Below are 21,729 nucleotides of genomic sequence, written 5' to 3'. Positions count from 1 at the left end.
CACCAAGGAAAGCGGGCCGTCGACTCTGCACAGTCTCCGGACCGTTTTACTGGTAGCCCTGAACAGAACCCCGACCGCGTGCAGGCGATCCGACTGCTCAGAGGGCATGCGGCTTGTAGGGGTCACACAAAGAGGTCAGCTGAGAGCCACCTCACATTCATGTGTCGCGCACACCGTCCCCGGGGTGACGCGCAGCCGCAGCCGGCGTCCGGTGGCGAGCACCTCGACACCCGGTCCCGCGCGGACGACCCGGCGGACGGGACGGTCCCACACGACCTCCAGCGCCTCTCCGGTACGCGGCGGCTCGCTCACGCAGAGGGTCGCGGTGCGGCCCCGCCCGCGTACGAGCACGCTCGCGGGGGCGGAGACGGTGAGCGGACCCGCCGTTCCCGGCCGCCAGAAGTTGGCCGCGAGGAGCCCCAGGGCCGGTACGGACACCGCCTGGCGACCGGAGTCGTTGGCGAGGACCGACAACCGGCGCCGGTCGGCGGCGCGGGCGGCGACCGTACGGCGGGAGGCGCCGGGCAGCACGACGTAGGCGTACGTGGCGTCGACCGGGTCCGTGCCGTGGTCCAGCCAGAGCGTCTGCCAGCGGCGGGTACGGCGTTCGGTGGTGCTGGTGGTGTTGATGTCGGACCAGGCGCCGGTGCGGTCCTCACGGAGGGTCCGAAGATCCTCGGGCCGTTCCAGGACGACCCAGCCCCCGTGCCCCTCCAGATGCGCCCACCCCGGACCTCGTACGAGGGTCTGCGTGCCGCCCTCACCCAGGTTCCTGTTGTCGACGACCGTCTCGACCGGGACGCCGTCCGTGGCGGTGATCCCCGCGCCGAGGCAGACGACCGCGTCGTCGAGGCAGAACCACGACTTGCGGGCCTCCAGCGTCGAGCCGAGGCCCAGCAGGTGCTGCCCGACGGCCGCGAACTCCCCGTCGGTCGTGCCGCCGACCCAGCGGACCGCGGGCTTGGGCTCGCCCCACTCGCCGCCCGCCCGGTCCGCGAGCCGCTTGGTGGACACGGTCGTACCGGGGAGCCGGTACCAGTCGACGGTCGGCCAGAACCAGTCCGTGTACTGATCGGAACGGCCGGAACCGGAACGGCCGGAGCGGCTCCCTTCGTCTGCGCCACCGGGCCCGCTCCCCTCGGCCGCCCACCAGTAGAGCATCCCGGCGCCCGTGTGCCAGCCGCGCGGATTCTCGCCGTTGCCGCACTCGTAGTACGTGATCCGCTCGCTCGCCATGGCGATGTTCGCGGTGAAGCCGGGGGCAGGGGCATGGCCGGGGCCGGGGCCGGGGCCGGCGCCTTTGCCGCGGTGGACCGCCCTGTCCATGGCGGCAAAGAGCTGGTGGCCGACCGGCTCGGGGGCCGCCGGGAGCGGCGCGTCGGCGACCGCGCGCAGCCTCGCCAGGTCGGCCACTCCGAACTGGCGCCCCGTCAGGATCGGTGTGACGGTGTCCCGCTCGATCCAGCCCTTGATCCGCCCCTGCCAGCGCTCGCGCTCCGCCGCGCTCGCGCCCTGGGCGAGGAGCGCCATCGCGGCGATCAGCGCCTGCCCGTGGAAGTGGTCGCCGCGCATGATCTGCCGGTCGTCGCTCTTCAGGTAGCCCCGGCTGATGGCACGCCCGCTGACGCTGTCCATCATCAGCCCGTCGTGGATCAGCGGCGCGTACGCCTTCTCCACACTGTCGAGGACGATCTGCTTGCCCGGGTCGGTCACCTCCCACCGCGAACCGGCGAGCAGCGCGAAGAGGCGGCCGAGCCCGTCGAGCATGACCTGTCCGTACGTCCCCGAGTACGCGACCCAGGTGTGCTGCACGAACGACCCGTCGGCGTAGAGCCCGTCCCCCGCGGTGACGTACGGGAACACCGGCGAGAGCGCGTCCCGGGCGAGCGCGATCTTCTCCGGGGCCCGCCCGAGGACGCCGCGCAGCGCGACGGAACGGCACAGGTCCACCCGGTTGGCTCCGGTCGAGGTGCCCGAGTAGTCGAGCAGCACGCTGTCCGGGACGAAGTGGTCGACGGCGGCGCAGGCGGCGGCCACCTGGTCGTCCGTGAGCTCGTCGTGGAGGGCGGCCACGATGTCCATGAGCAGGCGGGGGCTGCCGATCTGCCACTCCCACCAGTTGCCGTATCGGGTGGTGGCGGGGTTGTAGACGGTGGCGGAGAGGTGGTCGAGGCCGCGCAGGATGTCCGCGCGCAGGCCCGTGTCGCCGGTGGAACCGGTGCCCTCCTGGACGTACGCCTGCGTCATCGTCCACAGCCGGCTGTAGCTCTGGGTGATGCCGGTCGGCGGGTCGTACGCATGGCCCGGCCAGAGCGAGCCGGGCGCCGGGGCCATGGTCCCCCGGAAGCCACGGGCCAGTTCGCCGGTCTCGGCGAGCCGGGTGGCGTACGGCTCGGCGGCCGGGTCGTAGCCGGTCCCGAGGGCGATCTCCAGCCAACGACGGCGAAGCGTGTCGTAGGCGTCGTCGCCCGTGTCGTCACCCACGTCGGTATCCGTCTCGGCGTACGTGTCGGTGTGCGTGTCGTCATGTGCGCCGGCCTGCGACGCGTGCGCGGAGGAGGCGGCCATGAGGGGCGCGGCGCTCGACGCGAGCGCCGCCGCCAGAAGGAACGTACGGCGAGTGGGAGTCATCTCCTGGCAGCCTCCTGGCGGACGGGCGGTGCGAGTGGGGGTGCGGGTGGGGTGCGGGTGAGGGAAGAGCAGACGGAGCTGATGGCGCAGGTGGCGCAAGGCCCGATGGTGCCCGAGGTCCACAGGTGGCCACCAGGGTTCCGACGGGGCACCTTAGGCGTAGACCTGTGACAGCTGGCCGTAATCGGTGCGACACACCGTGCCCGCCGTTGAAACACCTAGGGAATAGGTCTATGGTCGCCCTAGTTGAACATTAAACAGCTTGGCGCAAGGCCGGGCTCGTCCCCCAAGGAGCTACGACATGGCCCTCTTCGGCCGCAAGGACAGCAACGACACCGCCACGGCGACGCCCGGCGCCGTGAGCCCCGACCTCGCCGCCCTGACCGGCGACTACACGATCGACCCGTCCCACACGACGATCGGCTTCGTGGCGCGCCACGCCATGGTGACGAACGTGAAGGGCGGCTTCCAGGACTTCAGCGGCACCCTGCACCTGGACGGCGCCGACCCGTCGCTGTCGACGGCGACCATCGACGTCAAGATGGACAGCATCAGCACCGGTTCGGACGACCGTGACGGTCACCTGAAGAGCGCGGACTTCTTCAAGACCGAGGAGTTCCCCGAGATGACCTTCCGCTCCACCAAGGCGGAGGCCCTGGGCGGCGACGACTACCGCATCACCGGTGACCTGACGATCCTCGGCACCACCAAGCCGCTCTCCATCGACCTGGAGTTCAACGGCGCCGCGAAGGACCCGTTCGGCAACGAGCGCGTCGGCTTCGAGGGCAAGGGCGAGATCCTGCGCTCCGACTGGGGCCTGACCTGGAACGCGGCGCTGGAGACCGGTGGCGTGCTCGTCTCCGACAAGATCAAGCTGACCTTCGACATCTCGGCGATCAAGAACGCCGGCTGATCCGGGGGTCACTGCTCCAGGTTCCGTTGTTTCCGGTTCCGCCGCTGCGGTTGGCCCGGCCGGCCTGGTTGGCCGGGCGAAACCGTGCCGCTAGTGTGCGCCGGTGTCCGCCTTCATACAGCAACTCCCGGCCCTGATAGGCGTCGTCATCGGTGCTCTCGGCTCGTATCTCGCGATCGTGCGCGGGGACCGGGCACGGTTCCGGCGCGAGCAGACGGCACGCTGGGAGGAGCGGCGTCTCGCGGTGTACGCCGACTACGCCCGCGCGCTCAAGAAGACCGTCACCCTGAACTACCGGGTCGCGGCACACCTCGGCAACGACCCGAACCCGCATCCCCTGTCCCCCGACGACGCGGCGCCCCAGCTGGCCTCGGCGCTCGACGCCGGCGATCCGGCCTGGGAGGCGCTCCTGATGCTCGGCGCGCCTGACGTGGTCGAGTGTTCGCGTGCATGGGTCTCCGTGGTCGCCGAGATGGAACGTTTCTTGGCGACCGGCGCCCATGACCCGCAGGGCTGGTCGGCTCTGCTCGCCCGCCTGCGCGCAGCCCGGGACCGCTACTACACCGCGGTCCGCGCCGACCTGGCTCTTCCACCAGGGCATTCGGGCCGGTGGGCCCCCGGCCGGTCGTCGCCCCACTGGTCGTGAGGGCTGGACGCCGGGAAGGGGCGGTGCGACCGCGGGCGAATATCCCGGTGCGGGGCGGTGCGGCCGGCGTTAGCCTCCCTGGATGACCTGGCTGCCCGCTGACTTCGTCCATCCCCTGCGTGTCGACGTACCCGGCGGGCCGCACCTCCGGCCGGTCACCGGGGCGGACGCCGCGATCGACTACCCGGCGGTGATGGGGTCGCGGGAGCGGCTGTGGTCCGTCTTCGGGGAGGCCTGGGGCTGGCCCGCCGCCACGATCACGCACGAGGCCAACCGGGCGGACCTGGAGCGGCACGCGGCCGAGATCGAGGCGCACGAGTCCTTCAACTACGTGCTGTTCGACGCGGCGGAGACCACCGAGTACGGGTGCGTCTACATCGATCCGCCGGAGAAGGCCGGTGCCGACGCCGAGGTCTCCTGGTGGGTGGTCGACGACCAGGTGGGGACCGAACTGGAGCGGGCACTGGACGCGTTCGTGCCGCGCTGGATCGCGGACGCGTGGCCCTTCGAGCGGCCCCGGTTCATCGGGCGGGACCTGTCGTGGCAGGAGTGGCTGGCCCTGCCGGACCACACCCCCACGCGCCCCTCACCCTGAACGCCGCCGCCGCGAAGAGGGGAACCCCAGCGCGTACGCCGCCGAGAGCGGGACCACGTACGGGGACGGTTCGCTGACCGGATGTGCGCGGCTGGTTTTCGCCCCTTGTGGCCGCGCTCACAGCGTTCCCATAATCCTTCAACAGAAAATGACCGGCCCATGCCAGACGCCACCGGACACCTTCTCGCCAGACTTGGCATGCGCCTGTCACTTCCACCCCCCACGGAAGGCATCACGTTGAAGAACCTCATCAAGGTGCTCAAGAGATGTGCCGTCGCGGGCGCCGCCGCCCTCGCGGTCATCAGCCTCCAGCCCCTCTCCACCGCGCAGGCGGCCCCCGCGCCCGTCGTCGGCGGAACCCGCGCCGCGCAGGGCGAGTTCCCCTTCATGGTCCGGCTCTCCATGGGCTGTGGCGGCGCGCTGTACACCCAGCAGATCGTGCTCACCGCCGCGCACTGTGTGGACGGCAGCGGTAACAACACCAGCATCACCGCCACCGCGGGCGTCGTGGACCTCCAGTCCACCAGCGGCCGGGTCCAGGTCAAGTCGACGAAGGTCTACCAGGCCCCCGGCTACAACGGCAACGGCAAGGACTGGGCGCTCATCAAGCTCGCCACGCCCATCAACCAGCCCACGCTGAAGATCGCCACGACCACGCAGTACAACACCGGCACCTTCACCGTCGCCGGCTGGGGCGCGGCCGTCGTCGGCGGCGCTCAGCAGCGCTACCTGCTCAAGGCGAGCGTGCCGTTCATCAGCGACGCCACCTGCCGCAGCTACAGCGGTTACAGCGGCCTCGTCGCCAGTGACGAGATCTGCGCGGGCTACGCCGCGGGCGGCGTCGACACCTGCCAGGGCGACTCCGGCGGCCCGATGTTCCGCAAGGACGCCAGTGACGCGTGGGTCCAGGTCGGCATCGTCAGCTGGGGCATAGGCTGCGCCGGAGCCAAGGCGCCCGGTGTCTACAGCGAGGTCTCGACCTTCGCCACCGCCATCGCCTCGGCGGCCTCGACTCTCTGACGCACCCGTACCCCCAAGCCCTCACCCACGGGTTCCCGTACGACGTCCGCGGGCCCGGCGCCGAGTCGCGCCGGGCCCGTACGCGTCCCAGCGCCTCGGTCGTACCCGGGCGGGCTCAGGGGCCCCCGCCGAAGTCCCCTCCTCCGCCGCCACCGCCGAAGTCTCCGCCGCCTCCGAAGCCGCCTCCGTCGCCGAAACCGCCGCCGAAGTCGTTCGAGTCGAAGTCGGAGCCGGACATGTCCCCGCCCTCGTACCCGCCGCCACCGCCGGAGTCCCCGTACCCGGAGCCGTAGCCATAACCCCCGTACCCCGGACCGGCCATCATGGAGCCGAGCATCGTGCCGACGAGCAGGCCGGGCAGCATGCCGCCGCCGAAGTAGCCGCCCGCCCAGGGGCCGTACGCCGGGCCCGCGTCCCAGTAGGGGCGGCGACCCGAGTCGGTGTCGACCTCGCGGACGGCGGGGTCGCGGCCCTCGGCCAGCCGGACCTTGTCGGCGGCGCAGACGGGCACCTCACGGGGTGCGCCGCCCGCCGGTGACCAGGCGGCGTCGGCGACCGACGGTCCGTGGCGCGGGTCGAAGAAGCAGGGGGCCCGGCGCTCGGGGAGGGGCCGGCCCTCGCGGCGCGCGGCGAGCACGGCGAGGGCGAAGCGTCCGTCCTCCAGGGTCTGGGTGACGGGGCGCACGTCCTCGGGGCCGGTGGCCGCGGCCATATAGGACTTGGCCTTCTCGTACGCGTCGAGGGAGCGCGTGTAGTCGGCGCGCATCGCGTCGTCCGCGCCGGCCTCCGCGGGGTGGAAGTCCAGCCGGTCGAGTTCCTCGCCGAAGGCGGTGATGTCCTCGTCCACGACGACGCGCAGGCGGTCGAGCGCGGCCCGCTGCTGTGCTTCCTGTCGGCGACGGTTACGCCGAACGAGTGCGTACGCGCCCGCGCCGCCCGCCACGATCACCGCGCCGACGCCGATCAGGGCGCCGCTGCCGACGGTGTCGCCGCCGCCCTGGCCGCCGCCCCAGCCGCTGGGGGCGGAGCCGTGGATGTTGGCGAGGGCCCGGTCGGTGAAGTCGGTGAGCTGTGTCTTGGTGTTCTTCTCGCTCTGGACGCTGGTCACGAGGTTCCGTACGGCGCTGTTCGTGAGGACGGCGGAGTCGGCCCGCGCGTCGAAGCGGTCGCCGAGGCGGATCGCGTACAGGCCGGTGACGCCGGTGGCGGTGCGCAGGTTCTGGAAGAGGTTCTCCGTGGGGAAGTCCGCGGGGAGGACGGCGACGAAGACGGGCTTGTCCGCGTTCTCGATCTTCTCGGCCAGGGTGTCGGCGTCGGGGTCGGACAGTTGTCCGGACATGGACGGGTCGACGTAGACGGGGTGCTTGCGGAGGGCGTCGGCGATCGTCGAGATGTCTGTGGCGGCGAGGGCGTGGGTGGGGGTGTAGGGGAGGGCGGTGGGGGCCCCGACGGTCAGCGTCGTCAGGGCCGCGAACGCGATCAGCAGGACGGAGAGTCCTCGTCCTAGTGCGCCTCTCATGTGTTCGACGCTACTCCGGGCCGCGGGTTTCGGCCGCCGCGGGATTCCTGGCCGGGGGCTTGGAGGGGTGGGGTGGGGGTGGGGTGGGGGTGTCGTTCGTGTGCGGCTCGGTGGGGGCTTGTCGCGCAGTTCCCCGCGCCCCTGAAAAGCGGCGGTCGTGCCGCCCTGTGCCAGAGCGTGCGCCCCGTGAGGGCTCAGCGCGCCGTTCCTCGCGCCCCTGAAAAGCGGGCGGTCGTGCAAGGCGGTGTCGGAATGTGCGGCCCCGTGGGGGCTTGTCGCGCCGTTCCCCGCGCCCCTCAAAAGCGGCCGGTCGTGCTGGCCTGTGCCAGAGCGTGAGGGCTCAGCGTGACCCCGGAAAGCGGTGGTCGTGCTGCTCTGTGTCGAAGCGTGGGGGCTCAGCGTGGGGTCGGAGAAGGTGGGGCGTCTCGGGGGTGGTGCGTCGCCGCGCGGGGCGCACCACCCGCCGAGAGGCCGGTGTGGTGGGGGTCAGGTCGCCTTGTAGGCCGTTGTCAGTTGTGCCAGGGCCTGGGTGTAGTGGCCGGTCAGCAGGAGGTGGTCCGCTGCCGCGAACGGTTTGGCGACCGCCGCTGTCATGGCCTCCCCCACCTTCTGCTGGACCAGCAGCCTGGCCCTGCCTACGATCGCCCGGCCCGACTCCTCCGAGCCGGTCCGCTCGGCCAGCGCCGCGGCCACCGCGAGGGCCTTGAGCGTGGCCCGTCCGCCCTCCGGCACCTTGGTCAGCGTCGTCAGACCCCAGCCGTACGGAAACTGCGGATCGTACGACGCGTCGCCGACGTTGATCGGCAGCTGGGCCTCCGACTTCGGCCAGGTGACGGGGAGTTGTCCGGTGAAGGCCCGCTTCCCGTAGAGCACGTCCGCGACCCCGTCGCCCTCGGTGCCCGGCAGCCAGGACGCGACCAGCGCGTCGATGTCGCCGAGCTGGTCGCCGATCAGCTGTGGACGCCCGGAGACCACCAGGACCGCGCACTTCATGGCCGCGCACACCGTGTCCACGGCGGCCTTGTCCGCGGCGGACAGCGCCAGGTCGTGGCCGTTGCCCACGTCGCCGACGCCCTCCGCGTACGGGGTCTCGCCGACGACCACGACACCCACGTCATGGCCACCGGTGGGCGCCGACGCGTCCTCGGAGTACGTGACCGCGCCGCCGCCTGCCTTCCGTATGCCCTCCAGGATCGTCGTCCCGTCCGTGATGTCCCCGGACGAGCCCTGCCAGGTGACGGTCCAGCCGCCGGTCTGGTTGCCGATGTCGTCCGCGTCGGACCCGGCCACGTACACCTTCTGCGACTTCCTCAGCGGCAGCACACCGCCCGCGTTCTTCAGCAGGACCTGCGACTCGGCCGCCGCCGCGCGGGCCACGGCCCGGTGCTTCGCCGAGCCGATCTCCGCGGCCCCGCTCGTGTCGGCGTACGGCTTCTCGAAGAGCCCCAGCTTGAACTTCTGCGTGAGGATGCGTGAGACGGCGTCGTCGATCCGCTGTTCGCTCACCCGGCCGGCCCGCACCTCGTCGAGGAGCGTGGCGTGGAAGTCCTTGTACGCGTACGGGACCATGATCATGTCGAGGCCCGCGTTGACCGACGTACGGACGTCGCTCGCGTAGTCGCCGGGGATCTGGTCGATGGCCTGCCAGTCGCTGATGACGAAGCCGTCGAAGCCCATGCGGTCCTTCAGGACGCCGTTGATCATCGCCGCGTTCGCGTGCATCTTCACCGGGCCCTCGGAGTCGCCGAGGACGTCCAGCGACGAGTACGACGGCATGACCGTGCCGACTCCCCGGTCCACCGCGTCCTGGTACGGGGCCAGGTGCACGGCTTCCAGCTCCTGCCGGGTGACCTTGGTGATGCCCTGGTCGATCGTGTACGTGCCGGTCGTGGACGAGCCGAACTCCGTGCCGCCGTCGCCGACGAAGTGCTTGGCGGTGGCGAGCACCTTGTCGTTCCGCTTCAAGTCCTTGCCGCTGGCGGCTCCTTGGAGGCCCTGGATGACGGTCTCCATGGACTCGACGAGTGCCGGGTCCTCGCCGAACGACTCGTAGGTGCGGCCCCAGCGCTCGTCGCGCGCCACGCACAGGCAGGGCGCGAAGTCCCACGGGATGCCGGTGGCCCGTACCTCGGCGGCGGTCACCTTGCCCGCGTCCTGGGCGACTTGGGGGTCACGGGTGGCACCGATGCCGATGTTGTGCGGCATGATCGTGGCGCCGACGAGGTTGTTGTGGCCGTGCACGGCGTCCACGCCGTAGATGAGCGGGATCTGGAATCGGGTCGCCTGCGCCCGGAGCTGGAAGCCGTCGATCATCTTCGCCCAGGCCTCGGGCGTGTTGGGCGTCGGTGTGGAGCCGCCGCCGGAGAGCAGCGAGCCGAGGTCGTACCCGGCGATGTCGCCCGGCGCGGTGAGCGCGCCGCGCTCCGCCTGGGTCATCTGCCCGGCCTTCTCGGCGAGCGACAGCCGGGACAGCAGATCGGCGACCCGCTTCTTCACCGGCAACTTCGCGTCCAGGTACGGGAGTCCGTGGGCGTCGATCACGATCTGCGGGTTCTCCGCGGGTGCCTTGGCGCCGGTGACCGTGAGTTTCAGCGGGATCGTCTCGGCGTTCTCGGCCGCCTTGTCACGCAGGGTCGGCACCGTGACGGTCCGCGAGGTGCCGGAGGCCGTGCCCGCCGGGAAGGTCAGCTCCCCCTTGACCGCCTTGTAGTCCTTGCCCGCTTCGGCGGTGCCGCCCGCCGTCTCGTACGCGACGGTGACCGGCTCCTCGATCGGGGCGGAGCCGGTGGTGGCGACCGTGACCTCGACGGCGGCGGAGCGGCCCTCCTTCACCGGGTGGACGGCGGCGTCGGTGACGACGCTTGCCCGCAGCGACTGGTCGGCCTTGCCGTACAACTCCACGCCGTCCATGGCGAACCGGTCCCTGACGCCGACCGGGAGGGTGAGCGCGTAACCCCACATCTCGGTGAGGCCGAGGACCTGATCGATACCGCCGACGGGCTGGTAGTCCGTGCGGTAGGTGAAGTCGGTGAAGGGGATCTCCAGCTGCTTCCAGCCGGTGAAGTCGTCGGTGAACGACGTCGTCCACAGCTCGGAGGCCTCGCCGTTGGCGCCGCCGTCCTTCAGCTCGAAGTTGACCTTCTTGCCGTTGTCGCGGCCGTCCCACCAGAAGCGGATGCCCTGGTGCGCGGACCAGTCGTGGGCTGGCTGGTCGAAGGCGAAGTCGTGGGTGAAGCCTCCGTAGCCGCTGATCTCGTACGTGCCGGCGAGGACCTTCTCCCCCTGCGGGGCGTCGTCGCGGGCGGCGAGCTCCAGCGTGGGCGGGTCGTCCGTGTCGCTGCCCCAGGTGAAGATGCCCTCGGCGGGCGGGCTCGCGAACGGGACCTCGCCCTCGAAGCCGTCGACGGGGACGGGGACGGGATCGTCCGCTCCGGAGGCGGTGCCCGCCGCGGCGAACGGCAGCAGACCGGTCAGCAGTGCGGCGGACACGAGCAGGGCGGTTCTTCGCATGGACCTTCCCTCGGCTCTCTCGGCGCTCTCGGCTCGGGCGGCTCTGGCGGAGCTGCCACGACGTGACCTCGTACGACACCGCGTAACCTCGTACGACTTAAATCACGCCGTGAGTTAACTGACGCACCGCAGAGCCGTCAAGACTTCACACCAAAGCCGGTACAGACCGAAATCCCCGGCCGGATCAGGGGCGTTGGCCGTTCGGAAAGTGAACGCGCGCCCCCTTGACGCCGACCCGAAGCCGTCATTTACTCACGGCTCGCACGCCCCATCCCCCCACTTCGAGAAGGGCGGCGCACCATGAACACCCGCAGAAAGACCCTCCGCAGGCCTCTCCACAAGCCTCTCCGGGTGGCCCGGCTCCTCCTGGCCGGGCTGCTCACCACCGCCGGGCTGACCGCGGTCGGCACCGGGCCCACGCAGGCCGCCGGCGAGACACAGGCCGCGGGCGAGCAGGTCACGGCCTGGCTCACCACGACGGACGACTCCGGCGGCCGGCATGTCGTACGGGGCCTGGAGGCGCAGACCCCGTTCGCGTTCCAGGCCGGCACCGGTGGCGGCGGTGAGAACATCACCGTGGACGAGAACACCCGCTACCAGACCTTCTCCGGCGGCGGCGCCTCCTTCACGGACACGGCGGCCTGGCTGATGGACGGCAGCGGCGCGCTGAGCCAGGCGACCCGTGACGCGACCATGCGCAAGCTGTTCTCCCCCACCGACGGAATCGGCCTCTCCTTCGTCCGCAACCCGATGGGCGGCTCCGACCTGGCCCGGTTCGGGTACACGTACGACGACGTGGCGGCCGGGCAGAGCGACCCCGACCTCTCCGAGTTCTCGATCGCGCACGACCTGGCGGACGTACTGCCGCTCACCCGGCAGGCGCGGCAGCTCAACCCCGCCCTCACCCTGGTCGCCTCGCCGTGGACCGCGCCGGCCTGGATGAAGGACAACGGGCAGCTGAACGGCGGCTGGCTGAAGGCCGAGTACTACGGGACGTACGCCAACTACTTCGTGAAGTACCTCCAGGCCTGGCGCGACCAGGGCGTCCCCGTGGACTACGTCACCGCCCAGAACGAGCCGACCTGCTGCTCCGGCTACCCCTCCATGAGCTGGAACGGCTCCGGCCTCGCCTACTTCACCAAGAGCGAGCTGCTGCCCAAGCTCCAGGGCGCTGGGCTGTCCACGAAGGTGCTGGCCCACGACTGGAACTGGGACACGTACGACGCGTACGCGGCGCAGACGGTCGACGACGCGGCGGTGCGCTCGCATCCGAACTTCGGCGGGATCGCCTGGCACGGGTACGGCGGTGACGTCGGCAAGCAGACCTCGGTGCACGACCGGTATCCGCAGCTGGACGCCTTCGGTACCGAGCACTCGGGCGGTACCTGGATCGCCAACCAGCAGCGCGAGGACATGAGCAACATCATCGACTACACCCGCAACTGGGCGAAGTCCGTGACCAAGTGGTCGCTGGCCGTGGACCAGAACCGCGGGCCGCACAACGGGGGGTGCGGCACGTGTGACGGGCTGGTGACCGTGCACAACGGGGACGCGCGGCATGGGCAGGTCGACTACACGGTCGAGTACTACACGATGGGGCATCTGACGAAGTTCGTCCGGCCGGGGGCGCACCGGATCGCCTCCACGGGGAGTTCGGCGGTGCCGAATGTGGCGTGGCGCAATCCTGACGGGTCGAAGGCGCTGATCGCGTACAACGACGGGGCCGCGGCGAGGACGGTGACGGTGAACTGGGGTTCGCAGCACGCGACGTACTCCCTGCCGGGGAAGACGTCGGCGACGTTCACCTGGTCCGGCACGCCGTAGGGGACCCGGGGGCTCCGCCCCCGAACCCCGTTGCGCGGTTCCCCGCGCCCCTAGGCATGCCTACCTCAGGGGCGCGGGGAACTGCGCAATCTTTTCGCGGGGGTCTGGGGGGCGCAGCCCCCAGGGACGGGAAGGGAAGGGGCGGCAGGGGCGAGAACCCAGAGCGGTGGGACTACTCCGCCGGCTCGACCCCCGCCCGGAGCAGGCCGAAGGTGTACGCGTCCTCCAGGGCCTGCCACGACGCCGCGATCACGTTCTCCGCCACGCCTACCGTCGACCACTCCCCGGAACCGTCCGACGTCGAGATCAGGACCCGCGTCGTGGACTGCGTGCCGTGCTTGCCCTCCAGGATGCGGACCTTGTAGTCGACGAGTTCCAGCTTGGCGAGCTGCGGGTAGATCGTCTCCAGGGCCACCCGCAGGGCTCTGTCCAGCGCGTTGACCGGTCCGTTGCCCTCCGCCGTGGCGACGATCCGCTCGCCCTTGGCGAAGAGCTTGACCGTGGCCTCGTTGGCGTGGCTGCCGTCGGGGCGGTCCTCGACGATCGCCCGCCAGGACTCGACGGCGAAGTACGTGCGGGCCTTCCCCTCGGCCTCCTCCCGCAGGAGCAGCTCGAAGGAGGCGTCCGCGGCCTCGTACGTGTAGCCCTGGAGCTCGCGCTCCTTGACCCGGTCCACCACCCGGCCGACCAGCTCGCGGTCGCCGCGCAGGTCGACGCCGAGTTCCTTGCCCTTGAGCTCGATGGAGGCACGGCCGGCCATGTCGGAGACGAGCATCCGCATCGTGTTGCCGACCTGCTCGGGGTCAATGTGCTGGTACAGGTCCGGGTCGACCTTGATCGCCGAGGCGTGCAGGCCCGCCTTGTGGGCGAAGGCCGAGACACCGACGTACGGCTGGTGCGTGGACGGGGTGAGGTTCACCACCTCGGCGATCGCGTGCGAGATGCGGGTCATCTCGGACAGCGCGCCCTCGGGGAGGACCTTCTTGCCGTACTTGAGCTCCAGGGCCGCGACGACCGGGAAGAGGTTGGAGTTGCCGACGCGCTCGCCGTAGCCGTTCGCCGTGCACTGGACGTGGGTCGCGCCCGCGTCCACGGCGGCGAGGGTGTTCGCGACGGCGCAGCCCGTGTCGTCCTGGGCGTGGATGCCCAGGCGCGCCCCGGTGTCGGCGAGGACGGTGGCCACGACGGCCTGGACCTGGGCGGGCAGCATGCCGCCGTTGGTGTCGCACAGGACGACGACGTCGGCGCCGGCCTCCGCGGCGGCCCGGACGACGGCCTTCGCGTACTGCGGGTTCGCCCGGTAGCCGTCGAAGAAGTGCTCGCAGTCGACGAAGACGCGGCGGCCCTGCTCGCGCAGGTGGGCGACGGTGTCGCGGACCATCTCCAGGTTCTCTTCGAGGGTCGTGCGCAGCGCCAGCTCGACGTGCCGGTCATGGGACTTGGCGACGATCGTGACGACCGGCGCGCCGGCCTCGACGAGTGCCTTGACCTGCGGATCCTCACTCGCCTTGGCTCCCGCCCTGCGTGTGGCCCCGAAGGCGACGAGCTGGGCGTGCTTGAAGTCGATCTCCTGCTGGGCGCGGGCGAAGAACTCGGTGTCGCGCGGGTTCGCACCGGGCCACCCGCCCTCGATGAAGCCCACGCCGAAGTCGTCCAGGTGCCGTGCGATGGCCAGCTTGTCCGCGACGGTGAGGTTGATGCCCTCCCGCTGCGCGCCGTCGCGCAGGGTGGTGTCGAAGACGTGGAACGAGTCGTCGAGCTCGCTGGTTTCGGTCATGGTGTCCAGACTCCTGAGGATTGGATCTCGGTCGGTACCGGAATGACCGGCTCCGCCGCCCCCACATGGTCCCTCGCGCTCTCGTCTCCGGCTGAAGGTGGGCCAGAAAAGCGAAAAACCCCTCGCGGGTGCGAGAGGTCTGCGCGCGGGTCGAGACGACGGTGTCCACCCGTACCTGGTCGTACGTGGTGGTCACTGCGGACCGGCGCGCCTGCTGCCAATAATCGTGGCGAACGAGAGCACGGGAGCAGTCTGGCACAGACCACCCCCGTGCTCACTGTCCGTCTCAGGATGCGAGCACTGCGCTGATCATGGCGAGCAGGGTACGGGTACGGGCTGGGCCCCGGGCCGGCCCGGCGCGGCGCGGCGCGTGAACGGGCGAGTCAGCCACGGGTTGGCCCGGAGCCTCGGCCCGGGGACTCGGACCAGGTACGACCCGTGAACCCGGCCCACGGCACGACCCAGGTATGGCACGGAGCCTCAGCCCGGCACCCGACCCGGGCTCGACCCGGAGCCCGAGCCCGGAGCCCGGCCCGGGGATCAGCCCAGGTATCACCCGGACTCAGCCCGCAGCACGACCGGGCTCAGCCCAGGTTGTGCATCCAGCCGTGCTTGTCCTCGCCGACGCCGCGCTGGATGTCCAGGAGTGCCTCGCGGAGCTTGAGCGTGACCTCGCCGGGGCCGCCGTCGCCCTGCCGCCACTCGCCCGCGGGGCTCTTCACCGTGCCGACGGGGGTGATGACGGCCGCGGTGCCGCAGGCGAAGACCTCGGTGAGGCTGCCGTTCTCGGCGTCGCGCTTCCACTGCTCGCTGGAGACCCGGGCCTCCTCGGACCGGTAGCCGAGGTCACGGGCGACGGAGAGGAGCGAGTCGCGGGTGACGCCCTCCAGGATGGACCCGGACAGGGTGGGCGTGACGATCCGCGGCTGTTCACCGGGCTCGCCCCCGTACACGAAGTACAGGTTCATGCCGCCCAGTTCCTCGACCCACTTGTGCTCGACGGCGTCGAGGTAGCAGACCTGGTCGCAGCCCTTCGCGGCGGCCTCGGCCTGGGCGAGCAGGGACGCGGCGTAGTTGCCGCCGGTCTTGGCGTCGCCCATGCCGCCCGGGACGGCGCGCACGCGGTCCTCGGAGAGCCAGATGGAGACGGGCTGCACACCGCCGGTGAAGTAGGCACCGGCCGGGGACGCGATGACCAGGAAGAGGTACTCGTTCGCGGGCCGGACGCCCAGGCCGACCTCGGTCGCAATCATGAACGGGCGCAGATAGAGCGACTCCTCGCCGCCGTGCGCCGGCACCCATGCCTTGTCCTGCTGGACGAGCGCGTCGCAGGCCTCGACGAAGGTCTCGACGGGCAGCTCGGGCATGGCGAGACGGCGGGCGGAGGACTGGAAGCGCAGGGCGTTCTTGTCCGGGCGGAACGTGGCGACGGAGCCGTCGGGCTGCCGGTATGCCTTCAGACCCTCGAAGATCTCCTGCGCGTAGTGCAGGACGTTGGTCGCGGGGTCCAGCGAGAGCGGGCCGTACGGCGTGAGCTGGCCGTCGTGCCAGCCGCGGCCCTCGGTCCACTTGATGGTCACCATGTGGTCGGTGAAGTGGCGGCCGAACCCGGGGTTGGCCAGGATCGCCTCGCGCTCCGCTTCGGACAGCGGGGCCGAGGACGGCTTGAGCTCGATCGTGGGCGTCGTCATGAGTGGTTAGTCCTTCACCGGTTGTGTGTGACGGGCCGCGCTCACGCCTCTACTGCCAGTGGCCAGTGTTAGGACGTCCGAGCATTCCCTCATTTCGCGGCTCCGCGTTCGATTATCGCGCGAGATGAGCCGAATGGGGCACCACCCGTGCCAGGAAGGCCATGGGGGGCGAAAACGGTGTGAATGCGGCCCAGGGATTGATGGTGACACCCGGCGAGGCATACGAAAAGCCGCCGGGTGCTGGAAGCGACCCGGCGGCTTGGGTGGTACCGGCGGGTCAGCCGGATACTCGGCCCGCGAGAGCGTCGCCGATCTCCTCGGTGGTACGGGTCGTGGTGCCGCGCTCCGCGAGGTCGGCGGAGACGGCGTCCTCGATGCGCGCGGCCTCGGTCTCGTAGCCGAGGTGACGCAGCAGGAGCGCGACGGACAGGACGGTGGCGCTGGGGTCGGCCTTGCCCTGGCCCGCGATGTCCGGGGCCGAGCCGTGCACCGGCTCGAACATGGACGGGAACTCACCGCTCGGGTTGATGTTGCCCGAGGCGGCGACGCCGATGCCGCCGGAGACGGCCGCGGCGAGGTCGGTGATGATGTCGCCGAAGAGGTTGTCGGTGACGATCACGTCGAAGCGTGCCGGGTCCGTGACGAGGTAGATCGTCGCGGCGTCCACGTGGATGTAGTCCGTGGTGACCTCGGGGAACTCCTCGGCCACCTTGTTGAAGGTGTTCGTCCACAGGTGGCCCGCGAAGGTCAGCACGTTGTTCTTGTGGACCAGCGTGAGCTTCTTGCGGGGGCGGGCCTGGGCGCGGGCGAAGGCGTCGCGCACGACACGCTCGACACCGAAGGCCGTGTTCACGGAGACCTCGGTGGCGACCTCGTGCGGGGTGCCCTTGCGGATCGTGCCGCCGTTGCCGGTGTACGGGCCCTCGGTGCCCTCGCGGACGACGACGAAGTCGATCTCCGGCTGGCCCGCGAGCGGGGTGGCGACACCCGGGAGGAGCTTCGACGGACGCAGGTTGACGTGGTGGTCGAAGGCGAAGCGGAGCTTGAGCAGGAAGCCGCGCTCCAGGACACCGGACGGCACGGACGGGTCACCGATCGCGCCGAGCAGGATGGCGTCGTGCTGCTTCAGGGCGTCCAGGTCGGCGTCGGTGAGCGTCTCACCGGTGGCGTGGTAGCGCCGGGCGCCGAAGTCGAACTCCTTGGTCTCCAGCTTCACATCCTGCGGAAGGACGGCGAGGAGGACCTTCAGGCCTTGGGCCACGACTTCCTGGCCGATGCCGTCACCGGGGATCACTGCGAGATCGATGCTGCGAGACATGTCGGCACCCTACTCCCCGTCCCAGGGGATGACATGGGGTGTCCGTCATGCGGACAGGGCGGGAGAGAGCGGGTGGGCGGACCGTCGGCCCGAGCAGCAAGCCGTCAACCGCCGTTCACCTGTACGTATGGCGATTGTTGGCCCTTGATGGGAAGTTCGCACCCATGGACACTCCCGACGTCGGCATCCCGCCGGAGCTCGCAGGCCGGATGAGCATGGCGGAGCAGTACGAGTACCTGCGGACGAAGTTCACCCGCCGACGCGCCCTGGTGAGCGCGGGCGCGGTGGCCGGCGGCCTGCTGACCGGCTGCTCCGGCTCGGGCTCCGGCACGGACGGGCCGAGCCGGTCCGCCTCGCCCCTGGCCGGCGGCTCCCCCACCGAGCGGGTGGACGGCGCGGTCGTCACCCCCTTCGGCCGCCATCTCGCGTTCGGCGCGGACCCGAAGACCCAGATGCGGATCTCCTGGCAGGTGCCGCTCGCCGTCAGGAAGCCGTACGTGCGGGTGGGGCCGGGGCCCGGGGACCTGAGCCGGAAGATCGAGGCCGAGGTCCGCGAGCTGCACACCCCCGGGCTCGACGGCGTGCGGCTCGCTCTCGACCAGTACTACCTGCACGCGGCGCTGGACGGGCTGCGCCCCGGCACGACGTACTACTACGGGGTCGGCCACGAGGGGTTCGATCCCGCGTCCGCGGAACGGCGTGCCACGGTCGGCTCGTTCACGACGGCGCCCGCCGCTCCGGAGAGGTTCGTGTTCACGGCGTTCGGCGACCAGGGCGTCACCCCCGACGCGCTCGCCAACGACAAGCTGATCCTCGGCCGCGAGCCGGCCTTCCATCTGCACGCGGGCGACATCTGCTACGCGGACGTGACGGGCCACGGCAAGGAGTCGGACATCTACGACCCCACCGCCTGGGACCTGTTCCTCAAGCAGACGGAGACGGTCGCGAGGACCGTGCCGTGGATGGTGACCACCGGCAACCACGACATGGAGGCCTGGTACTCACCGAACGGATACGGCGGACAGTCGGCACGCTTCTCCCTCCCGGACAACGGCTTCGACGCGAAGAACGCCCCGGGCGTCTACTCCTTCACCTACGGCAACGTCGCGATCGTGGCCCTGGACGCGAACGACGTGTCGTACGAGATCCCCGCCAACAAGGGCTACACGGAGGGCCGTCAGACGGCCTGGCTCGACAAACGGCTCGGGGAGCTGCGCGAGGAGGCCGACTTCGTCGTGGTCTTCTTCCACCACTGCGCCTACTCGACGTCGACCCACGCCTCGGACGGCGGGGTACGGGCCGCCTGGCTGCCGCTGTTCAGCAAGCACGAGGTGGATCTCGTGATCAACGGCCACAATCACGTGTACGAGCGGACCGACGCCGTCAAGAACGGCGCGGTGGGCAAGCCGGTGCCGATCGGCGCGTCGACCGACCCGAAGCGGGACGGGATCGTGTACGTCACGGCCGGCGGCGCGGGCAAGAGCCTGTACAGCTTCCCGTCCGGGGTGAAGGACAGCTACGAGGGCAAGGTCGTCGACCGCGAGTCGGTGGAGACGTACCACTGGACGAAGTCGCGGGACCAGAACCCCGACACCGTGGAGTGGTCGCGGGTGCGGTACACCGGCTACTCCTTCCTCTCGGTGGAGGTGGAGACCGGTCCGGCGCCCCGGCTGAAGGTGTCGGCGCTCGCCGAGAGCGGCAGGCGCATCGACCATTTCGAGGTGCGGCGCGGAGCGTGAGGCCCCGCACCGCACCCCGAGCGGGCGCGGCTCCCGGCTGCTGCGGGTCTCAGTGGCCCGTCGAGCCGCCGTTGTCCCTGCGGTCGAGGGCGCGCTGGAGCGCGGCGGCGGCGTTCTTGCGGTCGGACTCGCTCGTACGGGAGACGTGACGGACTCGGCGGACGGTCGTCTCGGCCATGATGAATCGACTCCTTGCCTCCGGCAGCGACCGCCGGAAGTGCGGTGAGGGGATTACGAGACGCCGGAAGAGGCGGCGAGCGGCGCCGCAGGGGTTGCCTGCCAGGGGCTCCGGCTCACGACCGCCATTCGCTGGGTCTAGCGAGACGTTCGGCTCCTATAAAGCTAAATGAGGACCGGGAATCTGTCCCATAATTACTCGGACTTCCTACTATCTGAGACGGCCGATCGAGTCACACCGCGCTGACCTGCGCTTTTGCTTTTCGCGGCGCGAGCGCCCTCAGCTCCCTGATCAGCGCGCGCACCGCGACCGTCGTGGCGAGCTCGGGTGTGGTGACGTAGCCGACGGACCGGGTCGGGCGGTCCGGTCCCAGGTCGGTGATCTCCAGGGACGGCGGGGCGCCCGTCAGGGACAGCGCGGGCATGATGGCCATGCCGAGACCGCTGGTCACCATCGAGAGCACCGCCCCGTCGTCCTCCGCGCGGACCGTCGCGCCCGGGATCCAGTCCTGCTCGGCCCACCAGCCGCGGGTGTACGCCGAGCAGTTCTCCCGCCAGTCGACCAGCGGCAGGGTGCGCGGCCGGGGATGCCCCGCCGGGTGGACCAGGGAGTACGGCTCCTCCAGGAGGACGTCGCCGACCAGTCCCGGGGGCACGGGCGCACCCGTGCCCAGGGTGGCGATGCCGAGGTCCGCCCGGCCCTCGGCCACCTCCCCCGCGGTGCCGGGTCCGACCTCCCGTACGACCCGGACCGTCGGCTCGATGCCCGGGTGCCGTGCCGTCAGCCGTTCCAGCGCGGGCGGCAGCAGATGCAGGGCGGCGCTGCGGAACGCGGCGACGCGCAGCGGTCCGGCGACGGTGTCGGTGCCGCCGGGGCCCGCGCCCACGCCCCGGGTCTCGGCGGCGAGCATGTCCAGCATGCGCAGGACGCGCCGCGCGTGGGCCACGGCCCGGGTGCCGGCGGGGGTGGGGCGGGCGCCGTGGCGGCCCCGCTCGAAGAGGACGACACCGAGTTTGCGCTCGATGCCGCGCACCGCGTGGGACATGGCGGACTGGGTCGTGCCGAGCGCCACGGCCGCCGCGGAGAAGCCGCCCTCGCCCGCGACGGCCACCAGGGTGCGCAGTTCCTGGGGTGCGAGATCAGCTGTGCTCATGAGAGGGGCTCCCACCTGGTGCTATGCGGACGGCTCATGGATGCGGCCGTTCCATGAGCGCAACCGTCTGCCCACCCCGGCCATTCCTTCCTACGGTCCCTTCCATGACCTCCTCGACCGATCTCGCGCTCACCGTGCAGCAGACCTCCCGCCCGACCGGGTTCCCCACCCCTGAGCACTTCCGCTTCGCCGAGTCGCCCGTGCCCGAACCGGCGCCGGGCACGGCCCTGGTGGAGAACCTCTACTGGTCCGTCGACCCGTACCACCGCGAAATGATGGACGGGGACTTCGAGCTGGACGCCCCGCTGGAGGGCCGTGCCCTGGGCCGGGTCGTCGCCTCCCGTGCTCCGGCGCTGCCCGAGGGCGAGATCGTGTTCCACCGGCTGGGCTGGCGCACCCACTCCGTCGTACGCCCCGAGGAGACCAGGCGGCTGCCCCGCCACGAAGGCGTACCGCTCTCCGCGCATCTGAGCCTCTTCGGCGGCACGGGCCTGACCGCGTACGTCGGGCTCACCCGGATCGCGCGGCTGCGGGCGGGGGACGACCTGTTCGTGTCGGCGGCGGCCGGCGGGGTCGGCACCGCCACCGGGCGCTTCGCCCGGCTCCTGGGCGCGGGGCGCCTGGTGGGCAGCGCGGGCTCGGCGGCGAAGGTCGCGTACCTGACGCGGGAGGTCGGCTACGACGCGGCCTTCGACTACCACGAGGGCCCGGTCGCCGGGCAGTTGGCGAAGGCGGCTCCGGACGGCATCGACCTGTTCGTCGACAACGTCGGCGGCGACCAGCTCGGCGCGGCGATCGGCGCCCTGCGCGAGCGCGGCCGGGTGGTGCGGATCGGCACGGTCGGCCAGTACAACACCCCGGACCCGACGGCCGCGCTCTTCGACCACGCCGACGTCGTCGAGAAGAGCCTGCGCATCGAGGGCTTCCTGGTGCGCGACCACCACGACGCGCAGGAGGAGTTGTACGAGTTCGCCGTACCGCATCTGCTCGCCGGCCGGCTCGCGCTTGACGAGACGGTCGTCGACGGGTTCGGGAACATCGTGGCGGCGTTCCTGTCGATGCTGCGAGGCGGCAACACGGGCAAGATGATCGTCCGCCGGGCCTGACCGGGTCTCCACGCACGCCGCCCCCGGCCCGGAGGGGATGCTTCCGGGGCGGGGGCGGTTCAGTGGGACGCCGGCCCGGGTGCGGGGGCGTCCCGGTCCAGGTGCGGGC

At 71.1% G+C, this 21,729-nt stretch carries 15 protein-coding genes; 7 read left to right on the top strand and 8 right to left on the bottom strand.

The features are described from left to right. Nucleotides 1-135: 135 nt before the first annotated feature. The gene (locus tag ACLVWQ_RS25075) at nt 136-2,631 is read right to left on the bottom strand and encodes a polysaccharide lyase 8 family protein (RefSeq protein WP_414111419.1); all 2,496 of its coding nucleotides are present in this window, start codon (nt 2,629-2,631) and stop codon (nt 136-138) included. A 301-nt stretch (nt 2,632-2,932) separates the two neighbouring features. Here ACLVWQ_RS25075 and ACLVWQ_RS25070 point away from each other — a divergent pair, with 301 nt between their 5' ends. The 4 genes from ACLVWQ_RS25070 (at nt 2,933) to ACLVWQ_RS25055 (ending at nt 5,805) form a co-directional block, all read left to right on the top strand. Continuing rightward, nucleotides 2,933-3,544 (top strand): YceI family protein, encoded by a 612-nt coding sequence (locus ACLVWQ_RS25070; protein WP_414111418.1) that lies wholly within the window; start codon nt 2,933-2,935, stop codon nt 3,542-3,544. A gap of 103 nt (nt 3,545-3,647) precedes the next feature. Then, entirely contained in the window at nt 3,648-4,190 is a 543-nt protein-coding gene (locus tag ACLVWQ_RS25065; protein ID WP_414111417.1) for a hypothetical protein, read from the top strand. Between the two features lie 82 nt (nt 4,191-4,272). Next, complete coding sequence (locus tag ACLVWQ_RS25060; protein ID WP_414111416.1) at nt 4,273-4,785, top strand: N-acetyltransferase; 513 nt, start codon at nt 4,273-4,275, stop codon at nt 4,783-4,785. A gap of 237 nt (nt 4,786-5,022) precedes the next feature. Further along, a complete protein-coding gene (locus ACLVWQ_RS25055; protein WP_414111415.1) occupies nt 5,023-5,805 on the top strand; it encodes a S1 family peptidase in 783 nt (260 codons plus the stop codon). A gap of 115 nt (nt 5,806-5,920) precedes the next feature. On the opposite strand, the gene ACLVWQ_RS25050 is transcribed toward ACLVWQ_RS25055, so the two are convergent. Together ACLVWQ_RS25050 and ACLVWQ_RS25045 are read right to left on the bottom strand one after the other, a co-directional pair. Beyond that, a complete protein-coding gene (locus ACLVWQ_RS25050; protein WP_414111414.1) occupies nt 5,921-7,324 on the bottom strand; it encodes a hypothetical protein in 1,404 nt (467 codons plus the stop codon). A gap of 486 nt (nt 7,325-7,810) precedes the next feature. Beyond that, on the bottom strand, nt 7,811-10,834 hold the full coding sequence (locus tag ACLVWQ_RS25045) for a glycoside hydrolase family 3 N-terminal domain-containing protein (RefSeq protein WP_414111413.1): 3,024 nt from the start codon (nt 10,832-10,834) through the stop codon (nt 7,811-7,813). A 300-nt stretch (nt 10,835-11,134) separates the two neighbouring features. Between ACLVWQ_RS25045 and ACLVWQ_RS25040 the strand changes: the two genes are divergently transcribed. Next, nucleotides 11,135-12,658 carry a glycoside hydrolase family 30 protein gene (locus ACLVWQ_RS25040; RefSeq protein ID WP_414111412.1) on the top strand — a complete coding sequence of 508 codons (1,524 nt, stop codon included), beginning with the start codon at nt 11,135-11,137 and terminating at the stop codon, nt 12,656-12,658. A gap of 172 nt (nt 12,659-12,830) precedes the next feature. On the opposite strand, the gene cimA is transcribed toward ACLVWQ_RS25040, so the two are convergent. The 3 genes from cimA to ACLVWQ_RS25025 form a co-directional block, all read right to left on the bottom strand. Further along, the gene (cimA, locus tag ACLVWQ_RS25035; RefSeq protein ID WP_414111411.1) at nt 12,831-14,435 is read right to left on the bottom strand and encodes a citramalate synthase; all 1,605 of its coding nucleotides are present in this window, start codon (nt 14,433-14,435) and stop codon (nt 12,831-12,833) included. 584 nt (nt 14,436-15,019) lie between these two features. Next, nucleotides 15,020-16,126 carry a branched-chain amino acid aminotransferase gene (locus ACLVWQ_RS25030; RefSeq protein WP_414111410.1) on the bottom strand — a complete coding sequence of 369 codons (1,107 nt, stop codon included), beginning with the start codon at nt 16,124-16,126 and terminating at the stop codon, nt 15,020-15,022. Between the two features lie 277 nt (nt 16,127-16,403). Continuing rightward, nucleotides 16,404-17,444 (bottom strand): 3-isopropylmalate dehydrogenase, encoded by a 1,041-nt coding sequence (locus tag ACLVWQ_RS25025; RefSeq protein ID WP_414111409.1) that lies wholly within the window; start codon nt 17,442-17,444, stop codon nt 16,404-16,406. A gap of 164 nt (nt 17,445-17,608) precedes the next feature. Here ACLVWQ_RS25025 and ACLVWQ_RS25020 point away from each other — a divergent pair, with 164 nt between their 5' ends. Continuing rightward, nucleotides 17,609-19,183, top strand: a complete 1,575-nt coding sequence (locus tag ACLVWQ_RS25020; protein ID WP_414111408.1) for a purple acid phosphatase family protein — start codon at nt 17,609-17,611, stop codon at nt 19,181-19,183. A gap of 49 nt (nt 19,184-19,232) precedes the next feature. Here the strand turns inward: ACLVWQ_RS25020 and ACLVWQ_RS25015 are convergent, their stop codons facing one another. Continuing rightward, nucleotides 19,233-19,361 (bottom strand): hypothetical protein, encoded by a 129-nt coding sequence (locus ACLVWQ_RS25015; protein WP_269252186.1) that lies wholly within the window; start codon nt 19,359-19,361, stop codon nt 19,233-19,235. Between the two features lie 232 nt (nt 19,362-19,593). After that, nucleotides 19,594-20,514 (bottom strand): LysR family transcriptional regulator, encoded by a 921-nt coding sequence (locus tag ACLVWQ_RS25010; protein WP_414111407.1) that lies wholly within the window; start codon nt 20,512-20,514, stop codon nt 19,594-19,596. A 104-nt stretch (nt 20,515-20,618) separates the two neighbouring features. Here ACLVWQ_RS25010 and ACLVWQ_RS25005 point away from each other — a divergent pair, with 104 nt between their 5' ends. Beyond that, the gene (locus ACLVWQ_RS25005; RefSeq protein ID WP_414111406.1) at nt 20,619-21,620 is read left to right on the top strand and encodes an NADP-dependent oxidoreductase; all 1,002 of its coding nucleotides are present in this window, start codon (nt 20,619-20,621) and stop codon (nt 21,618-21,620) included. Nucleotides 21,621-21,729 lie beyond the last annotated feature (109 nt).

It is taken from the genome of Streptomyces sp. CWNU-52B (genome assembly GCF_047444975.1).
Lineage (GTDB): Bacteria > Actinomycetota > Actinomycetes > Streptomycetales > Streptomycetaceae > Streptomyces.
This window is presented reverse-complemented; position numbering and strand designations above follow the sequence as displayed.

Bases quoted from the DNA above. Each gene is read 5' to 3' on its own strand.
- ACLVWQ_RS25015 (WP_269252186.1), bottom strand. From the start codon at position 19,361: ATGGCCGAGACGACCGTCCGCCGAGTCCGTCACGTCTCCCGTACGAGC.
- ACLVWQ_RS25050 (WP_414111414.1), bottom strand. From the start codon at position 7,324: ATGAGAGGCGCACTAGGACGAGGACTCTCCGTCCTGCTGATCGCGTTC.
- ACLVWQ_RS25040 (WP_414111412.1), top strand. From the start codon at position 11,135: ATGAACACCCGCAGAAAGACCCTCCGCAGGCCTCTCCACAAGCCTCTC.
- ACLVWQ_RS25045 (WP_414111413.1), bottom strand. From the start codon at position 10,834: ATGCGAAGAACCGCCCTGCTCGTGTCCGCCGCACTGCTGACCGGTCTG.
- ACLVWQ_RS25070 (WP_414111418.1), top strand. From the start codon at position 2,933: ATGGCCCTCTTCGGCCGCAAGGACAGCAACGACACCGCCACGGCGACG.
- ACLVWQ_RS25010 (WP_414111407.1), bottom strand. From the start codon at position 20,514: ATGAGCACAGCTGATCTCGCACCCCAGGAACTGCGCACCCTGGTGGCC.
- ACLVWQ_RS25025 (WP_414111409.1), bottom strand. From the start codon at position 17,444: ATGTCTCGCAGCATCGATCTCGCAGTGATCCCCGGTGACGGCATCGGC.
- ACLVWQ_RS25060 (WP_414111416.1), top strand. From the start codon at position 4,273: ATGACCTGGCTGCCCGCTGACTTCGTCCATCCCCTGCGTGTCGACGTA.
- cimA (WP_414111411.1), bottom strand. From the start codon at position 14,435: ATGACCGAAACCAGCGAGCTCGACGACTCGTTCCACGTCTTCGACACC.
- ACLVWQ_RS25075 (WP_414111419.1), bottom strand. From the start codon at position 2,631: ATGACTCCCACTCGCCGTACGTTCCTTCTGGCGGCGGCGCTCGCGTCG.
- ACLVWQ_RS25020 (WP_414111408.1), top strand. From the start codon at position 17,609: ATGGACACTCCCGACGTCGGCATCCCGCCGGAGCTCGCAGGCCGGATG.
- ACLVWQ_RS25005 (WP_414111406.1), top strand. From the start codon at position 20,619: ATGACCTCCTCGACCGATCTCGCGCTCACCGTGCAGCAGACCTCCCGC.
- ACLVWQ_RS25030 (WP_414111410.1), bottom strand. From the start codon at position 16,126: ATGACGACGCCCACGATCGAGCTCAAGCCGTCCTCGGCCCCGCTGTCC.